Annotated in this window: 16 protein-coding genes and 1 pseudogene; 9 read left to right on the forward strand and 8 right to left on the reverse strand. The window is 56.6% G+C overall.

Annotated features, from left to right (window positions below; translation table 11 throughout):
- Positions 1–11 precede the first annotated feature (11 nt).
- The 4 genes from BLT86_RS25225 to BLT86_RS25240 all read left to right on the forward strand — a co-directional run bounded on the left by BLT86_RS25225 (position 12) and on the right by BLT86_RS25240 (position 4058).
- Positions 12–464 carry a tripartite tricarboxylate transporter TctB family protein gene (locus BLT86_RS25225; RefSeq protein ID WP_059390640.1) on the forward strand — a complete coding sequence of 151 codons (453 nt, stop codon included), beginning with the start codon at positions 12–14 and terminating at the stop codon, positions 462–464.
- Positions 465–468: 4 nt separating this feature from the next.
- Positions 469–1983 (forward strand): tripartite tricarboxylate transporter permease, encoded by a 1515-nt coding sequence (locus tag BLT86_RS25230; RefSeq protein WP_092380226.1) that lies wholly within the window; start codon positions 469–471, stop codon positions 1981–1983.
- A 14-nt stretch (positions 1984–1997) separates the two neighbouring features.
- The gene (locus tag BLT86_RS25235) at positions 1998–2927 is read left to right on the forward strand and encodes a D-2-hydroxyacid dehydrogenase family protein (RefSeq protein ID WP_092380230.1); all 930 of its coding nucleotides are present in this window, start codon (positions 1998–2000) and stop codon (positions 2925–2927) included.
- A gap of 186 nt (positions 2928–3113) precedes the next feature.
- Entirely contained in the window at positions 3114–4058 is a 945-nt protein-coding gene (locus BLT86_RS25240) for a LysR family transcriptional regulator (protein ID WP_017678054.1), read from the forward strand.
- A gap of 41 nt (positions 4059–4099) precedes the next feature.
- Here BLT86_RS25240 and BLT86_RS25245 read toward each other — a convergent pair whose 3' ends face one another.
- A complete protein-coding gene (locus tag BLT86_RS25245; protein WP_017678053.1) occupies positions 4100–5308 on the reverse strand; it encodes an MFS transporter in 1209 nt (402 codons plus the stop codon).
- 125 nt (positions 5309–5433) lie between these two features.
- Here BLT86_RS25245 and BLT86_RS26180 point away from each other — a divergent pair.
- A pseudogene (locus BLT86_RS26180) lies at positions 5434–5651 on the forward strand (tyrosine-type recombinase/integrase); the annotation flags it as partial.
- 149 nt (positions 5652–5800) lie between these two features.
- Positions 5801–6475, forward strand: coding sequence for an NYN domain-containing protein (locus BLT86_RS25255; protein ID WP_017678052.1), 675 nt, complete (start codon positions 5801–5803; stop codon positions 6473–6475).
- 776 nt (positions 6476–7251) lie between these two features.
- Here BLT86_RS25255 and BLT86_RS25260 read toward each other — a convergent pair.
- The 3 genes from BLT86_RS25260 to BLT86_RS25270 form a co-directional block, all read right to left on the reverse strand.
- The gene (locus BLT86_RS25260) at positions 7252–7527 is read right to left on the reverse strand and encodes a hypothetical protein (RefSeq protein WP_092380232.1); all 276 of its coding nucleotides are present in this window, start codon (positions 7525–7527) and stop codon (positions 7252–7254) included.
- Between the two features lie 20 nt (positions 7528–7547).
- Positions 7548–7829 (reverse strand): hypothetical protein, encoded by a 282-nt coding sequence (locus tag BLT86_RS25265; RefSeq protein ID WP_017678050.1) that lies wholly within the window; start codon positions 7827–7829, stop codon positions 7548–7550.
- A gap of 392 nt (positions 7830–8221) precedes the next feature.
- Positions 8222–9187 (reverse strand): hypothetical protein, encoded by a 966-nt coding sequence (locus BLT86_RS25270; protein WP_003241471.1) that lies wholly within the window; start codon positions 9185–9187, stop codon positions 8222–8224.
- A gap of 472 nt (positions 9188–9659) precedes the next feature.
- Here BLT86_RS25270 and BLT86_RS25275 point away from each other — a divergent pair, with 472 nt between their 5' ends.
- Both BLT86_RS25275 and BLT86_RS25280 read left to right on the forward strand, forming a co-directional pair.
- On the forward strand, positions 9660–9848 hold the full coding sequence (locus tag BLT86_RS25275; RefSeq protein ID WP_003241473.1) for a helix-turn-helix transcriptional regulator: 189 nt from the start codon (positions 9660–9662) through the stop codon (positions 9846–9848).
- Positions 9849–10208: 360 nt separating this feature from the next.
- Positions 10209–11153 (forward strand): YagK/YfjJ domain-containing protein, encoded by a 945-nt coding sequence (locus tag BLT86_RS25280; protein WP_012017828.1) that lies wholly within the window; start codon positions 10209–10211, stop codon positions 11151–11153.
- A gap of 165 nt (positions 11154–11318) precedes the next feature.
- Here the strand turns inward: BLT86_RS25280 and BLT86_RS26305 are convergent, their stop codons facing one another.
- Both BLT86_RS26305 and BLT86_RS26310 read right to left on the reverse strand, forming a co-directional pair.
- Complete coding sequence (locus tag BLT86_RS26305; RefSeq protein WP_331715042.1) at positions 11319–11516, reverse strand: MerR family DNA-binding protein; 198 nt, start codon at positions 11514–11516, stop codon at positions 11319–11321.
- Positions 11517–11529: 13 nt separating this feature from the next.
- Positions 11530–11727, reverse strand: coding sequence for a MerR family DNA-binding transcriptional regulator (locus BLT86_RS26310; RefSeq protein WP_021488257.1), 198 nt, complete (start codon positions 11725–11727; stop codon positions 11530–11532).
- Between the two features lie 68 nt (positions 11728–11795).
- On the opposite strand from BLT86_RS26310, the gene BLT86_RS25295 reads away from it, so the two are divergent.
- Positions 11796–12596, forward strand: coding sequence for a cation transporter (locus BLT86_RS25295; protein ID WP_003241483.1), 801 nt, complete (start codon positions 11796–11798; stop codon positions 12594–12596).
- 212 nt (positions 12597–12808) lie between these two features.
- Here the strand turns inward: BLT86_RS25295 and BLT86_RS25300 are convergent, their stop codons facing one another.
- On the reverse strand, positions 12809–13138 hold the full coding sequence (locus BLT86_RS25300) for a DUF2790 domain-containing protein (RefSeq protein ID WP_003241486.1): 330 nt from the start codon (positions 13136–13138) through the stop codon (positions 12809–12811).
- Positions 13139–13262: 124 nt separating this feature from the next.
- Positions 13263–14504 carry an OprO/OprP family phosphate-selective porin gene (locus BLT86_RS25305; protein ID WP_231976627.1) on the reverse strand — a complete coding sequence of 414 codons (1242 nt, stop codon included), beginning with the start codon at positions 14502–14504 and terminating at the stop codon, positions 13263–13265.
- Between the last annotated feature and the right edge of the window lie 328 nt (positions 14505–14832).

Here is a 14832-nt window from a genome sequence, read left to right on the forward strand (position 1 = left end):
AGCGCATCCACATGCATGACCGTATCTTTGCGGGGGTGACCCTGCTGCTTTGCTGCATCCTGGGTTTTTTCGCCTGGGGTTATAGCGCCCCGTTTTCCTACGAGCCGGTCGGGCCCAAGGCCTTCCCGTTGCTGCTGTTGTTGCTGATCGCCTTCGGCTGCCTGCAACTGCTGCTCCAGCCGGCCGGTGACGTGCAGGGCGAAGAACCGCCCCTGAACCGCGAAGTGATGATCAAGGCTCTGGTCTTTCTGGGCCTGATGATTGGCTATGCGGTGCTGTTCGAATCGCTCGGTTTCATCCCGGCCAGCGTGCTGTTCGGCATCGGCATGGCGCGTCTGTATGGCGGCAGTTGGTTACACAGCCTGATCAGTGGCGTGGTGTTGGCCATCGGCCTCTACCTGCTGTTCGACAAAGCACTCGCCGTACCACTGCCGCTTGGCATCCTTTCGACCCTGGAGAGCTGAACCCATGGATACTCTCGGTTATCTCAGCCATGGCTTCGGCGTGGCCCTGAGCCCCTACAACCTGCTTACTGCCCTGTGTGGCACCTTGATCGGCACCGTCGTTGGCCTGCTGCCAGGCCTTGGCCCCATCAACGGCGTGGCCCTGCTGATTCCCGTTGCCTTCGCGTTGGGGCTGCCGCCGGAAACCGCCTTGATCCTGCTCGCGGCGGTATACCTGGGCTGCGAATACGGCGGCCGTATTTCCTCGATTTTGCTCAACATCCCAGGCGAAGCCTCCGCGGTGATGACTACCCTCGACGGCTACCCGCTGGCCCGCCAGGGCCAGGCCGGTGTCGCACTGTCCCTGTCGGCCTGGAGCTCGTTCATCGGTGGCCTGATCGCTACCGTCGGTGTCGTGCTGTTCGCACCGTTGCTGGCCAAGTGGGCGGTGGCGTTCGGCCCCGCCGAATATTTCGTGTTGATGGTCTTCGCCATCACCTGCCTGGCCGGGATGGCCGGCAACAAACCCCTGAAAACCGCGGTTGCGGCGCTGATCGGCCTGCTGCTTTCGTGCGTGGGCATCGACGCTAACAGCGGCGTCTATCGCTTCACCTTCGGCAGCCTGGGCCTGGCTGATGGCATCCAGTTCGTGGTGCTGGTGCTGGGGCTGTTCTCGGTCAGCGAGCTGTTGGTGCTGCTCGAGCGCACCCACCATGGACAGAAGGCGATCAAGGCCAGCGGGCGCATGCTCTTTAACATGAAGGAAGGCGGCTTCGTGCTCGCCACCAACCTGCGCAGCGGCGTGGTCGGTTTCGTCCTCGGCGTGCTACCGGGCGCCGGGGCGACACTGGCCAGCGCGGTGTCGTACATGAGCGAAAAGCGCATGGCTGTGAAGGACAACAAGTTCGGCAACGGTGACCTGCGCGGCCTGGCCGCACCGGAAACCGCTAACAGCGCCGCTGCCTGCGGCTCCATGGTGCCGATGCTAACCCTCGGTGTACCAGGCTCGGGCACCACGGCGGTGATGCTCGGCGCCCTGACGCTGTACAACATCACCCCGGGGCCGCTGCTGTTCCAGAATCAGCCGGACATCGTCTGGGGCCTGATCGCCTCGCTGTTCGTCGCCAACGTCATGCTGATTATCATGAACGTGCCGATGATCAAGGTCTTCACCAAGGTGCTGGCCGTGCCGTACTGGGCGCTGGTGCCGGCAGTGGCGATCATCACCGCCATCGGCGTGTATGCGGTGCATGCGACCACCTTCGACCTGTACCTGATGATCGCCATCGGCCTGTTCGGCTACGTCATGCGCAAGCTGGACTTCCCGCTGTCGGCGACCCTGCTCGGCTTTATCCTTGGCGGGATGATGGAGCAGAACCTGCGTCGTGCGCTGTCCCTGTCCAGCGGTGATCTCGGTATCCTGTACGCCAGCCCGATCACCTGGGTGGTCTGGGCGCTGGTGGCAGTGATGATCGTGCTGCCGTTCTGGCGCGCCTGGCGTGCGCGCCGTCAGCAGAGCCCCGTTGCCAGCGAGGCCTGATTCGGAGACTTGGCATGCGTATCGTGATACCGGATGACTATCAGCGCGTCGTTCAACAGCTCGATTGTTTCAGCCTGTTGGAGGGCTTCGATGTCTGCGTGTATCACGATGCCGTCAGCGACCCGGATGTACTGGCTGAGCGCTTCGCCGATGCCGACGCGCTGGTGCTGACCCGCGAGCGCACGCATATCGACGCCGCGCTGCTTGCACGCTTGCCCAAACTGAAACTGATCAGCCAGACCGGGCGAGCCGGCCCGCATCTGAATCTGGAGGCCTGCCGCGAGCGCGGCGTGATCGTCGCCGAGGGCACCGGCTCGCCCATCGCTGCGGCCGAGCTGACCTGGGCGCTGATCCTCAATGCCCGGCGTCAGCTGCGCGAGGCCATGAACGGTCTGTATGCCGGGCACTGGCAGGTCAACCTGGGCCAGCGTCTGTATGGTCAGACGCTGGGCATCTGGGGTTACGGCAAGATCGGCCAGCGTTTGGCGCGTTATGCGCGGGCCTTCGACATGCGCGTTCTGGTGTGGGGCAGCGAGGCTTCGCGCCAGGCCGCCATCGCCGATGGCTACGAGGCCGCATCGACGCGCGAAGCCTTCTTCGAGCAGGCCGACGTGCTCACCCTGCACCTGCGCCTGCTGCCTGCCACCCGGCATTGCGTGAGCGCCGCTGATCTGTCGCGGATGAAGCCTGACGCGCTGTTGGTCAATACCAGCCGCGCCGAACTGATCGCGCCGGGGGCGCTGCTTGACGCGCTGGACCGTGGCCGTCCTGGTCAGGCAGCGCTGGACGTCTTCGAGCAGGAGCCGATCCTGCAGGCCGATCATCCGCTGCTGACTCATCCGCGCATTCTCTGTACGCCGCATCTGGGCTATGTCGAAAAGCACAGCTACGAAGCCTACTTCGGCGAGGCCTTCGCCAATGTCAGGGAATTTGCGCAAGGATAATGTTCTGACCACTGGGGTAAGGAGCATCAGCGCAGCTGCCTGGCCCGCCTTGATGTTCTCTCGAGTACGACGGACCAATTTCTACTGTGTCTGCAGTGTGCTTTTCGAGCGAAGCACCGATTGAGATGCAGGCCTCTGCCAGGTATTTCGGTAGGATCGTACCTGGGTTCAGAAATGGAGATAGGGATGCATTCATCCGAGCGGCTGAAGGGGATCGATGTCTTTGTTGCCGTCGCTGATTTTGGCAGCTTCAGTGCTGCTGCCGAACGCCTCAATCTCACCGGCTCTGCCGTCAGCAAAAGCGTGGCACGGCTGGAGGAGCGTCTGGGCGCGCGGCTATTCAATCGCACCACCCGCTCGCTGGCGCTGACCGATGCAGGAGTCCTGTTCTACAGGACGTGCACATCGGTTCTGTCCGAGCTCGAAGAGGTCGAACATGCGCTGGTCAGTCAGGAGCACGAGCTCCATGGCAAAGTCCGTATAGACCTGCCGGCCTCCTATGGTCGTCTCCATGTACTGCCATTGATCATGGATTTTGTACGCCTGCACCCCATGCTTCAGCCGCATATATCGTTCACTGATCGGTTTATCGATCCTGCTTACGAGAGCATCGATATCGTCGTACGAATCGGTGGCCCGGATACCTGGCCGGCCAATCTGGGTCATGAGTACTTTGGTGCGCAGCGCCTGATCTTCTGCGCCTCACCGGACTACGTGCAGCGCTATGGCTATCCTGAAAACCAACATGATCTGGATAACCACCAGTGCATCGGTTACCTGCAGAGTGATGGCTTGGTCAGCTCCTGGTTTTTCAGGGGGGCGCGGCCGGGAGAGATGGAGCGCCGAGCGGTACAAACGCGAATTGCCGTGGGGGACGGTGAGGGGGAGGTGGCGGCGGTGCTTGCAGGGCACGGTATCGGGCAGTTACCGACCTGGCTTACGCAGCGCCACATCGAACAGGGAACGCTCGTCGAAGTGTTGCCGGACCTGGCTACGGATGGCTTGCCCATGCATTTGATCTGGCTGAAAAATCGCGAAAACGCAGCCAAGGTCAAAGCTCTTCTGGATTACCTGCGTCCCCGGCTTACACCGCATGGCATGCGAACCTCGGCAGATAAGGCGGAGCACTGATTACGCCGAACCATGCTCCGCATTGACCAGAACCGACGCCTTCAGGTCGCAGGTGCCCGCTCCTGCCGGGACGCCAACTTATGTACCAGCGGCACCAACATCAGAGCCATGACGGCGATAGCCGCAGCAGCATAGCCAAGATACTCGATCCCCTGATTGGCTATGGTCATGCCGCCGACAATGGCGCCAATACCGATGCCTGCATTCGCTGCCGACACGTTGGTGGTGCCCGCCAGTGCCTTGGAATGGGAGACCGAACTCATGACACGGACCTGGCTGACCGGATAAAGAGCGGTATTGGCAATGCCCCACAGGCCCAGCGCAGCGCAGAAAATCAGACCCATATGCGCGAATGGAACAACCGCAGTCATGCCAATCGCCAGCAGAAGCAAAAAGAGCACGCTGGCCTTGATCGGCGATCTATCGATCGCCTTGCCGCCAATCCAGTTGCCTATCAGGCCGACTGCGCCGAATGCCATCAGCCACCAGCCGATATTTTCCGGATGCACGCCCGCCACGCGCTCCAGGATGTCGGCGAGGTAGGTGTAGGCGGTGAACATGGCGCTGAACACGACGATGGAAAGCAGCACATTCGAAAGGAAATAGGGTTCCTTGAAAATCTTCGCTTGCTGCAGAAAGTCCACCTTGGCAGTGCGGGATACGGCAGGCATGAAGGCCAGGATTGCCAGCGCCATGATCAGCGATAAGCCGGCGAGCAACCAGAATGCGCCCCTCCAGCCAAGCGCATTCGACACCAGGGTGCCCAGCGGAATGCCCAGTAGCATCGCGGCAGAGATGCCCAGGTAAACATTCGCTATCGCCTGACCCGCTTTCTCGGGGCCGGCCAGTTGCCCCGCGGTTTCACTGGCGGTACCCCAGAAAACGGGCAGGGCCAATGCAGGCACCAGGCGCGCTACGGCAAGAAGCCAAAAGCTGTCCGACACCGCCGCAAGAGCGTTTGATGCGGCGAAAATCAGCAGAATGGCCACGAACAGCTTCTTTCGATCAAGATGAGAAAGCATTGCTGTCAGCGGTGGCCCAAAAATCATCACCGTGAAGGCAAACAGAGTCACCAGTTGGCCTGCCATCGAGATGGAAATGTCCAAGTCTCGGGCAAGAGCAGGCAGAAGGCCGATGATCAGGAACTCAGTGGTGACGATGAGAAAGGCGGAAAATGCCAGGATGGCGACGCTAAGGCCGGCGCCTCGTTGCGAGCGGACAGATTGAGAGGCTGATTCATAAACAGACATGGGCGGAGCTCCGGTAAGAACGGCCGCGAGTCTATTGATTATTTTTGTTCTTATTTTTGGCATTTATTCAATTTATTAATGAATAAAATTCGTTAATTGGTGGTGGCAACCTGAGCGCTGCCAGGACGACCATCCACCTGCCGAAAGGCCAGGCCGCCCATGCTATGTGACACACCTTCGCCAGCCACTTCATGCAGAAGGGCGGGAACATCCTCACGCTACAGAAATCCTGGGCCACTCCAGCTTGGCCATGACCATGCGTTATGCTCACCTTGCACCCGAGCATTTGGCTGAGGCTTTGAGGTTGAGCCCGCTTTCAGGGCTTGAGTTGGTTGGTGTTTGATTGTGTTGGTTCGTGTTGCCGGAAACGCATATTTGCGGGATAATACTTTCACGACTCAACCCTTGGCGGGCCGATTCAGTTCAGCCTTAGCCTCGGGTGAAGAAACCGGCCCATAAAGCCGGTTTTTTCGTTTCTAGGGATAGGGCATTGTGCGTACAGCTTTCTTCGTAGACGGCTACAACCTCTATTACGGCGTCCTGCATGGCTCCGACCACAAGTGGTTGGATCTGACTGCGCTGCTTGCCGAGATCTTACGGATCCAGGAACCGTCGGCCGAACTGGTCTCCGTCGATTACTTCACCTCTCCTGTCATCGCCAGGCTTGCGACTCGTGGCCAGGTCTCCAACGATGCGCAGAATCGCTATATCCGCGCTTTGCAAGCGAGAGGTGTCTCGGTCACGCTCGGTACACACCGGCTGGCGAAGGGCTATGCGCCCAGGTACCTCGATGGTCAGAAGCCTTCCAGGCAAGATCAGGTAGCGATTTGGCAGCTCGAAGAGAAAGAGACGGACGTTAACCTGGCTCTAGGCATGTATCGGGCAGCATGCCGGTCTGCGGATCTGCAGCTGGATCAGATCGTGCTGGTATCGGGCGACACTGACCTGGCGCCTGCTCTCGCTGCCATTCGCTCGGACTTCCCGCACATCCGCATTGGCGTGATTCTTCCGCACCGTCACGAACAGCGGGATCCGCCGGGATCACTGAAAGAGCATGCCCACTGGATCCGCCGGCACATTCCCGAGTCTGAACTTGCGGCTTTCCAGCTCCCGCTAAAGGTGCCACTTCCCAGGAAGCCAGCCATCGTCAAACCGGATTATTGGTAGCCTGATCCTGCTGTGACACTTTCGGGATGGGTTGACCACTACACCCGCTACAAGGTTGCCGGAGCTGTAGCGTTTCTACCGGTGTCGGGAGAGGGTGAGAAGAAGCTAAGCGTATCGATCAACCAGATCGATTGTGGTGGGCACTATGTCTCCGATTGCGCCGTTTCCATTCTGGTTGAAACCGGGGCAGGCCATCGGGAGGTTATTAATAGCCAGCGATTCAACGGCTACCCACTGAGCTCAGCTCTTGATAAAGCGCTGGATGATGCAGCTGCCAGGATCAGAATAACCGCCGGGCTTCTGGACTACCTTGTTGGGCGTCCATAAGGTTTTTGGCGAGGGTTGCTAGTGGAATGACTCGGGCCTTATGGGCTTTAGTCATTCCTTTCGCTGGCCTGCAAGGATGGTGGTTTCGTAATGATCCCTTGTCCGCTTGAGCAGGTTGCTGGAGATGAATGTCGATGCGCTACTCGCACCTCGCCCCGGAACATCTGGCCGAGGCGGTGAGGTTGAGTCCGTTGGCAGGGCACATCCTTCGTTCTCACTAGATTGCCATGCCCTTCATTTCTAGCTTGGGCTTCATGCTTTGTAGCTCTGGCTGTCAGCGAACGACCCAACGCTGTCGCTCGTCAACGGTAGGTATCAGCCCAAGGCAGCCCTTCATTCAGGACTACTTCTGGCTTTTTGCAGAGCCTACGAAGTGAGTTCGATTCAAGGCTGGTATTTTATACAGTCCAGATAGCCTACTCCTCCACAATGTCCCGGTACCACTTCTGTTAATCGTCGCATAAAGATTGTGTTGCAGAATCCTCTGAAATTGACTGAGCCTTTCGTTCCCGACGCCGGCAAAGCCAGTTGCGGATGTCTCGAACAATCATGCATATCGCACCAATGACTGTCAGCAGAACGAACGCACCAACAAACTGAGCGAGAAGTATGCCGCCGTTGTAGGCCACTGCTCGGTTGCCTTGTTCAAAGCTTGCGAGCACCGGGCCTTGCGCCGCCATAAGGCAGCTCAAAGAAAGTACGCGGCTGAACGTTAAGTATTCCATGTTGTGCCTCCTTGCGATGGTCAAATCAGCCAGCGGTACTGCTTGCGCTTAGGGAATGCCATTCTGACCGCGACCGCGATCAGCACCAGACCAATGATGGCCGAAACACTGGCGAATCCAATGCTGAGCTGGATAGCTGATGCAAACTCTTCGGGATTGTGCTCCGCGTTGTACCAAGCCGAAGGTGAGCCGCGGTGCCCGGCGATATAGACGGAGCCGCTTGATATATCCAGAAAGACGGAAACGCCAACACCGATGCCTAGCAGCAGGAAGAAAAAGCCGAGAATCAGAACACTGAACATAAATAATCACCTCCTGACATCGCGTTCTGCTCACTCACTGGTGATCGTTCAATCAGCAGCTCTTGATTGAAGGGTGACACTTTCGGGGCATTCGCTGCCCCTGAAAACACAAAACCCCTGAAATTCTCTAGGAAAATCAGGGGTTTATGCTTGCTTCAATTGGCCGGGGTAATCTGAAATGATTCTCTATCTTTATGATTTTAAAGAAAAAGTCTCGGTTAAAATTGTTCGTGGAATACATTTTGGAATACCAAGCTTAGCCCTTTGGGTTCCAGCAGCAGGCACTGAGGTCTTAGGTCGGGATGACAGTGCTTGCCCTCGAGACAAAAGCCCCGCATCGCCTCATTCGACGCGGGGCTTCATTTGAGGTTAAGGGCTCAGTCCTCCGAAGGTTACTCTTTCCCGAACTCTTTCTCGTGGGCTTCAGAGATCAACCTATCCAGCGCTATGCACTCCGGTACTGCCCAGTGCTCTGCCAGCTTTTTAAGTCGCGGGTGATTCTCGAGCAAAATATCGAGGTTCTTAGCCTTCCTGCCCTTGTTGGCAGTTTTCAGCTTGGACTCTTTCCCCTTTAGGCTCTTGATGAAGTCTCGTTTCGAGACGCCCTCCTCAGCGAGTTGGTCAAAGATCTCCAGAAAATCTTGATGCTTGCTGGGAGCACGCACAACGTTAAAGCGGTCTGGGTATTTGTCACAAAGAGCAGCCCATGCCAGTTCCCGGCGCTCTTTGCCGTGCACCTTATCATCAAGCCACTTAAGGTGGTGATCCGTTTTAAGGTTCTGGTCCCACTGTGTTTTGAGCTCCTCCAAGTGCGCAATCTTTGCACTGAGATCAGCGTCCATAAAGTCGAATATCGCTTGGGTGAGTTGCGGGCCAGAAATATTAGGGAGTCGCTTTATCTGGTAGCGATCAAAAGGCGTGATCTTGTTCTTAATCCACCTGGACGTGCGCGGTCCAATGGCCCAGGTCAATTTTTCTGGATGAACTGCTCGGCGGTTAAACTCACGCAATATTTCTTCTGCAAGGGCACTCGCGATTTTATGGCTGGTGAGAACATCCAGCATGAAGCTCTCGATGTCGTCGAGAGTGCTTTCTTTTTTTCCGAAATTAAATTCTTCAAATTTTGCGTCTTCTTTAAATTGCAAGAAGAGCCAGGCGAAGTTGAAAAGGCGCATGTTGCTAGTGCGTGCCTTAAACAAATCTTCAAGATAGTTATCTTGGCGGTTGGCGGCGAGCTCGTATTCTTCGTTATCGAAGACTATTCCTTTTCCAGCCTGCTTCAGAGAATCTTCCTTATTCCTGGAAAGAATATCTGCAAGCTTTTTTGCTGCTTTATTTTCTGAGTTGTCATGGTTCATAGGGTAAACCTCGTTAGCATCTACGTTAAACCTAGGACGAACCTAGGTAGCTTCTAGGGGGTAGCCAGAAAAGCTTTTCAGCCTGAGACCCACGCGAAAACGCAGGAAAAAGGCCTAACGCAGCAGTCGATCAGGCTTTTGGAGGCTCATGCAGTGGCTGCGGAGCTCAAGCGCTATCGATTTGCACATGCCTTCCCTTCGGCAAAGAGGGAAAGGCATGGAATGCCTGAGGTACGGGGATGGTGGTCTTGTTTTCTGCGAAAACTGCACCAGCGCTACGAAGCGTAGTTGCTGGTGTGACGTTCCAGGCCCAACTCTGAGTGGCGGGTGCCGCACGCTGAGACTCAGATGTGCGGCGCGACAGAATATAAGCCAGCCGGCGACGGCTGTCTAGCTGGCTGCTCTGGGCTCGGGCGCCAGTACTTTTTTACAACGCTTGGTAATCCTCTGAACGTATTACAGGAGACCGTTCATGAGGATCATCCGTCTGAAAGAAGTCACCCACCTAACTGGCCTTGCTAGGTCGACCGTCTATAAATATCTCGCAGAAGGGAAGTTCCCAAAATCTGTTTCGCTAGGCCATAGGTCAATCGGATTTCTCGAGAGCGAAATTCAAGAGTGGATTATGGCCCGTATCAAAGAGCGAGATATGGCGGGCTAGTGTTTCGAGCTTGTGGCATAAAGGCTGCGACCTATAAATGGTCGCAGCCTTTATGCCGATGAAGAAGGTTGCCTCAGGTAACTCCCTTGACTTTGGTTTTGAGAAATCTCTTGGCGCTCGGGGAGGTTTTTATTCTGGGCTCCCTGCTTCTCGGTGCGTTGCTGATCTGTTGTATGCTTGTTCCAGTTATATATCAATCAACTAGAACCAAATACGCTATTACAGGTAATCGTCGTAAATAACTACTGCAGCACGGAGAGATGCTGTTGCTGATCACACAGCAACAGCCCAGCAAGCGTTAAACGGTAAAAAAAGACAGACATGGCACCTGTTATGTAAACACAACACAGGTGACAAGCCATGAGCCATCCACACGCATCAAAAACCCTCTCGCAATCCGATATCGCACTCCAGATCGAAGACCTAGTTGAAGCTTTGGAACACAGCGATGGGCCCGTGCAGTCGCTTACTGCTAATGGCACGGTCAAACGTACCAAGCTCACTCGTTACTTCGAGAACATCGGTCAGATGCTTGAGTTGGTCAGCCACAGCGATGATTACCACTACGGACCTTACCTGCGACTGTTTCAACGGGCGTGTTACGACGTCGGCGTGGAACATAGTCCGTTGGCAGGGATCATTTCCTTTGATGAAGCAACGTCACAGTACCGTGACTACAGCGATACGCTAAACCGCCTTGCTGACCGTATCCGTCAACTGACTCGTGAGCGCATTTACCGTCGTCGTAGGGATGACGCAAGGTATCAGGAACGCCAGCAGTCCCATGAAGTAGCTGAGTACGTTGACCAGGTATTGGATCGCTACGCCACTACTCTGGTGATCAGGGTCGATTTGTACTATCGCTCTGCAGCTCAGGCCCGGCTGCGGGTTGAGCATGTATTTGCGGATCTGCAGCGGCTGATCCGGGCACGTGAACGCAATCCGATCTTCGAGCATGAGACAGGCTACATCTGCCGTGTCGAGCAAGGAGAGCGCCGTGGTTACCACATCCATGCTGCCTTCTTCTTCAATGGCGCCATGCTGCGGGGGGACATCTACAAGGCGCAGCAGATTGGTGCTCTGTGGGAGCAGATCACCCGTGGTAAAGGTAGCTACCACAACTGCAATCAGGACAAAGCCCAGTACGGTGATGAATGCGGTATCGGGATGATCCACCGTCGTGACGAACAGGCTCGTGACAATGTCCATCATGCGATGAGCTATCTGGTCAAGCGGTTTCAGCGGCTGAGCTTGCGTCCGAAGGGAGCGAAGTGCCTGCGTAAGGGGCAACCTGTACTCCGGTAGCTTGGTATTGGTACGCTGCTAGCACTATTCCCTGGGAAGGTGTGCTCGGTGGTGTGGAGAGACGGTTGAGGCGGGCGTCAGCGTTTGACCGGAATAGGCTCCTCGAAGGGGCTGCTCCCTTGGTCTACTTAGCCGCTCGCCTGCTCGCCCTTCGAGTTCATCAATTTAGCGCTGCTGACTCAGCGACCCGATAATCCGGCATTCCTCGATTACCCCACCATGGCAGCAGGACAGCAAGCGCTGCAGTTCGTTCTCCAGCCCCTGTAGGTCGCGGATGCGCAATCTCACCTGCTCCAACTGCTCGGCCACCTTGGCATCCACCGAGGCGCATGACGCTTGGCGGTGGTCGGAAAAAACCAGCAACTGACGGATGTCGTTAAGACTTGAAGCCCAAGGCGCGGCTGCGACGAATGAACAGCAGCCGATCACGTTCCTCCGCTGTGTACTGGCGGTAGCCGGAATCGTTGCGCGAAACCATGGGCAGCAGGCCCAATTGCTCGTAGTAGCGAATGGTTACCGCCTTGGTATCGGTTAGGCGCGCCAGTTGGCCCACAGTGAAGTTCGTCGTACTCATGGCACTTGACCTTATAGTAGCTATAACCCTCATTCTAACGACAAGATCGAGCGAACGAGGTACGGATCATGGACAGCTGCTGCGAAAACAAGGCCGGCGAACTGGCCCAACTGCGCGCTAAACAGAGCCGATTGCTCTATATCGTCCTGGCCGTCAACGCCGTCATGTTCCTGGTGGAGTTCATCGCCGGTTGGATCGCCAACTCAACGGCGCTGCTCGGTGACTCGCTGGACATGTTCGGCGACGCGTCGGTGTATGCCCTTACGCTGTTCGTCCTGCACCGCAGTATTCGAGCCCGAGCCGGAGCCGCGCTGTTCAAAGGCGGGTTCATGCTGTTGTTCGGCGTGCTGGTGGTAGCCGATGCTCTGCGCAAACTGATACTGCAAGAAGTGCCGTCTGCCGATTTGATGGGTGTCATCGGCACACTCGCACTGATCGCCAATGGCTACTGCTTCGCGCTGCTCTACAGCCATCGCTCCGATGACCTGAACATGCGTTCGACCTGGCTCTGCTCGCGTAACGACTTGCTGGCCAACAGCAGCGTGATTATCGCAGCAGGCATGGTCGCGCTGACAGGCAGCTTGTGGCCGGACATCCTCGTCGGCCTGGCCATCGCCGCATTGTTCCTGCACTCCGCCGGGCAGATCATCCGCGAGGCTTGGATAGAGTGGCGAGCCAGCGCGCCTGAGCCGCAGCAATGCCCACAGCCGTTGCTGGGTATCACCGAACCGACCGCTACGCCAGTCCAGTTTGAGCCGGCCAAGAGTTGCTGCGCGGGTGAGGCTCAGGCGCTGGCTTTAGCGCCAATGGATACCCTCTTCTGCCCCTGTTTGTGTAAAAGCAACGGTATCGACCTTGCTGTGATTTGATGACTTCAAATCTGCTATTAGCAGGGAAGCGTTTATCCAAGGGCGAGGCGAGACCAGCCTACTTTGCTTGCCGAGCGTCAAGATGGCTGATTGGCGGACTTAAATCCGGTGTGGTCGCGACGTTTTCATCGACGAAGCCGAGCATACCAAACTGAGTTAATGAGAACTTGCGTGGGCTTTATGCAATACCCCCTTGAAAAGGGGGCTGGCTGTCAGCGTTGATTGCGACACTCGCCATAACTTCGATAGCGGATGCTGCGTAGTTCATCGTTCGAGTCCTCGAATACCATGATCATCGGTACTGCGCCGCAGTACTCAATGTTCGGGCTCTGATAAATGACTTTGGCTACGTTCAGTTTCATGCTGTAGCTATAGTCTTGAACTTCAGGCACTGGCTTGCCGGTGCGCTCGGCATATTTCTGAGCGATCTCGACACTCTTCTGTTCGATCTGCCTGACCTTGTCCTCTGGAAAGGACTGTGCGTAAGTGCAGCCAGCAGCCAGCAGAAGAGTGATCGGAAGGAGGCGTTTGAGCAGTTTCATGAGTAGGCCCGTTGGCTAGTGTTTACAGGGCAAACATTAGCGATTCGTCCCTTACCCAGGCATTGCGCCAAAATTACAATCGCGAAAGGGGGCTGGCAGGTGAGGGCACCTGCCAGCGACTGACTCAGAAAGCGTACTGCAAGCGCATGACGACGCCGTCGCCGCTATCATCACCGACCGAGTTACTAACTTTGTCGGTGCTGGCCTTGATGTAGTTGGCACTGATCTTTACCGCGTCGTTGGCGTACCAGTTGACGCCCAAGGTGTGAGCCTTGCCGCTTGCATCGCCGACTTGTCGCGTCGCGCTACTGCTGGTCACGTTGTCATCTTCTATGGTGATCGAGTCGAATCGGTAGAACAACTCCCATGCGCCCAACTGTTTGTTGGCAGGTTTGATGGTGTCGAACTTGGCTCCATCGAGTTTATAGAGGCGCGGCTCACCTGTGAGCGTATAGGCCATCTGCACATAGTAGCCCTTGGCGTCTATATCGCTGCTAGCCTGATCGGCCTTGAGTGTGCGGCTAAGGTATTCGCCCTGAATCGAAAAGGCATTCAGTGCCCATGCACCTTCTACGCCCCAAACGGCATCGTCTTCCCAGAGGTCGGCAGTGGCCGCGCTACCACCGAACAGCGCACGGTTGCCGTTGGCGCCGGCACTGTTGCCACCGTTGGTATCGACGCCGCGCATCCCCATACGCGAGCGAATGCGAGTATCCACTGCACTGCCACTGAGGTCGCGATAGGCGTACTGCAGGCCTACATGCAGAACGTTACCCGGTTGGTTCAACGGCGCAAAAACGCCGCGAGCGTTGTAGCGTTTGACGCTGTCGCCGTCGGTATCGTTATTGTTCTCGCTGAAAACGCTGCCTGACAGGAACACGCTGTCAGCGAGTACGCTGCTGGCCTGTACGCCCATGCCCGAGTTGTCATTTGTCCATTCGGCCAGGTCGTATGAAAGGTTGCGTTCCAGGGCTGTCGTCCATTTGGAACTGGTAGCCTTTTCCAAGCCGAAGTCGGTGTAGAAACGCCCGAGCTTGATGTTCAGGGGGCTGAAACCAGTGTAGGTCACGCTGGCTTCATCGAAATAACCTGCGCTGTCGTTACCGGTGTTTCGTGACAGGTCATAGTTGACCTGGTACTTCCAGTCTTTGTAAGCAGTGCCACCCAATTCCAGATAGGCGCGACGGAAGTATGCCGCATCGGCAGCGTTGCCATTACGGGTGTAGTAGTCGTCGAACATCGCATAGTCGGCCTGTAGACGCCCACCGATCTTGAAGCTGAATGCCTTGTCGGTCGTCGCGACCTCCAGGCCACCTTTGGTCTTGATAACGATGTCAGCACCATCGGTGGTGACCGTGCCGGCCATTACCGAGAAGGCCGGCAGGCTTAGCAGAATGCCGAGTGCTAGTGGGGAGAGTTGGGTGCTTTTGATCAACATGCATGGCTCCTTATCGCCGAGTGCTGGGTGTTGGCGACGCGATGCTTTGCAGTTCGGGTGACGGTTATTGGTCTGTTTTGTGACGTTTTGATTGCGGGGTGTAGGCTGGTTCTGCCAGCCCAGAGTTGGCGGGTGTTGGGGCTTTTCGGTAATCGTCCGTGGGTGGTTTCACTTCAATTACCGTTTGGTGAAACCGCAGGCTGTGATGACCCCTACGCCGAAGGTAAGGGCGATCCAGCTAGACCAGCCGAAGTTT

This window comes from Pseudomonas sihuiensis, assembly GCF_900106015.1.
GTDB lineage: Bacteria > Pseudomonadota > Gammaproteobacteria > Pseudomonadales > Pseudomonadaceae > Aquipseudomonas > Aquipseudomonas sihuiensis.

Coding starts and splice junctions, on each gene's coding strand:
- BLT86_RS25225 (WP_059390640.1), top strand. CDS start 12: ATGCATGACCGTATCTTTGCGGGGGTGACCCTGCTGCTTTGCTGCATC.
- BLT86_RS25230 (WP_092380226.1), top strand. CDS start 469: ATGGATACTCTCGGTTATCTCAGCCATGGCTTCGGCGTGGCCCTGAGC.
- BLT86_RS25235 (WP_092380230.1), top strand. CDS start 1,998: ATGCGTATCGTGATACCGGATGACTATCAGCGCGTCGTTCAACAGCTC.
- BLT86_RS25240 (WP_017678054.1), top strand. CDS start 3,114: ATGCATTCATCCGAGCGGCTGAAGGGGATCGATGTCTTTGTTGCCGTC.
- BLT86_RS25245 (WP_017678053.1), bottom strand. CDS start 5,308: ATGTCTGTTTATGAATCAGCCTCTCAATCTGTCCGCTCGCAACGAGGC.
- BLT86_RS25260 (WP_092380232.1), bottom strand. CDS start 7,527: ATGGAATACTTAACGTTCAGCCGCGTACTTTCTTTGAGCTGCCTTATG.
- BLT86_RS25265 (WP_017678050.1), bottom strand. CDS start 7,829: ATGTTCAGTGTTCTGATTCTCGGCTTTTTCTTCCTGCTGCTAGGCATC.
- BLT86_RS25270 (WP_003241471.1), bottom strand. CDS start 9,187: ATGAACCATGACAACTCAGAAAATAAAGCAGCAAAAAAGCTTGCAGAT.
- BLT86_RS25275 (WP_003241473.1), top strand. CDS start 9,660: ATGAGGATCATCCGTCTGAAAGAAGTCACCCACCTAACTGGCCTTGCT.
- BLT86_RS25280 (WP_012017828.1), top strand. CDS start 10,209: ATGAGCCATCCACACGCATCAAAAACCCTCTCGCAATCCGATATCGCA.
- BLT86_RS26310 (WP_021488257.1), bottom strand. CDS start 11,727: ATGAGTACGACGAACTTCACTGTGGGCCAACTGGCGCGCCTAACCGAT.
- BLT86_RS25295 (WP_003241483.1), top strand. CDS start 11,796: ATGGACAGCTGCTGCGAAAACAAGGCCGGCGAACTGGCCCAACTGCGC.
- BLT86_RS25300 (WP_003241486.1), bottom strand. CDS start 13,138: ATGAAACTGCTCAAACGCCTCCTTCCGATCACTCTTCTGCTGGCTGCT.
- BLT86_RS25305 (WP_231976627.1), bottom strand. CDS start 14,504: ATGGCCGGCACGGTCACCACCGATGGTGCTGACATCGTTATCAAGACC.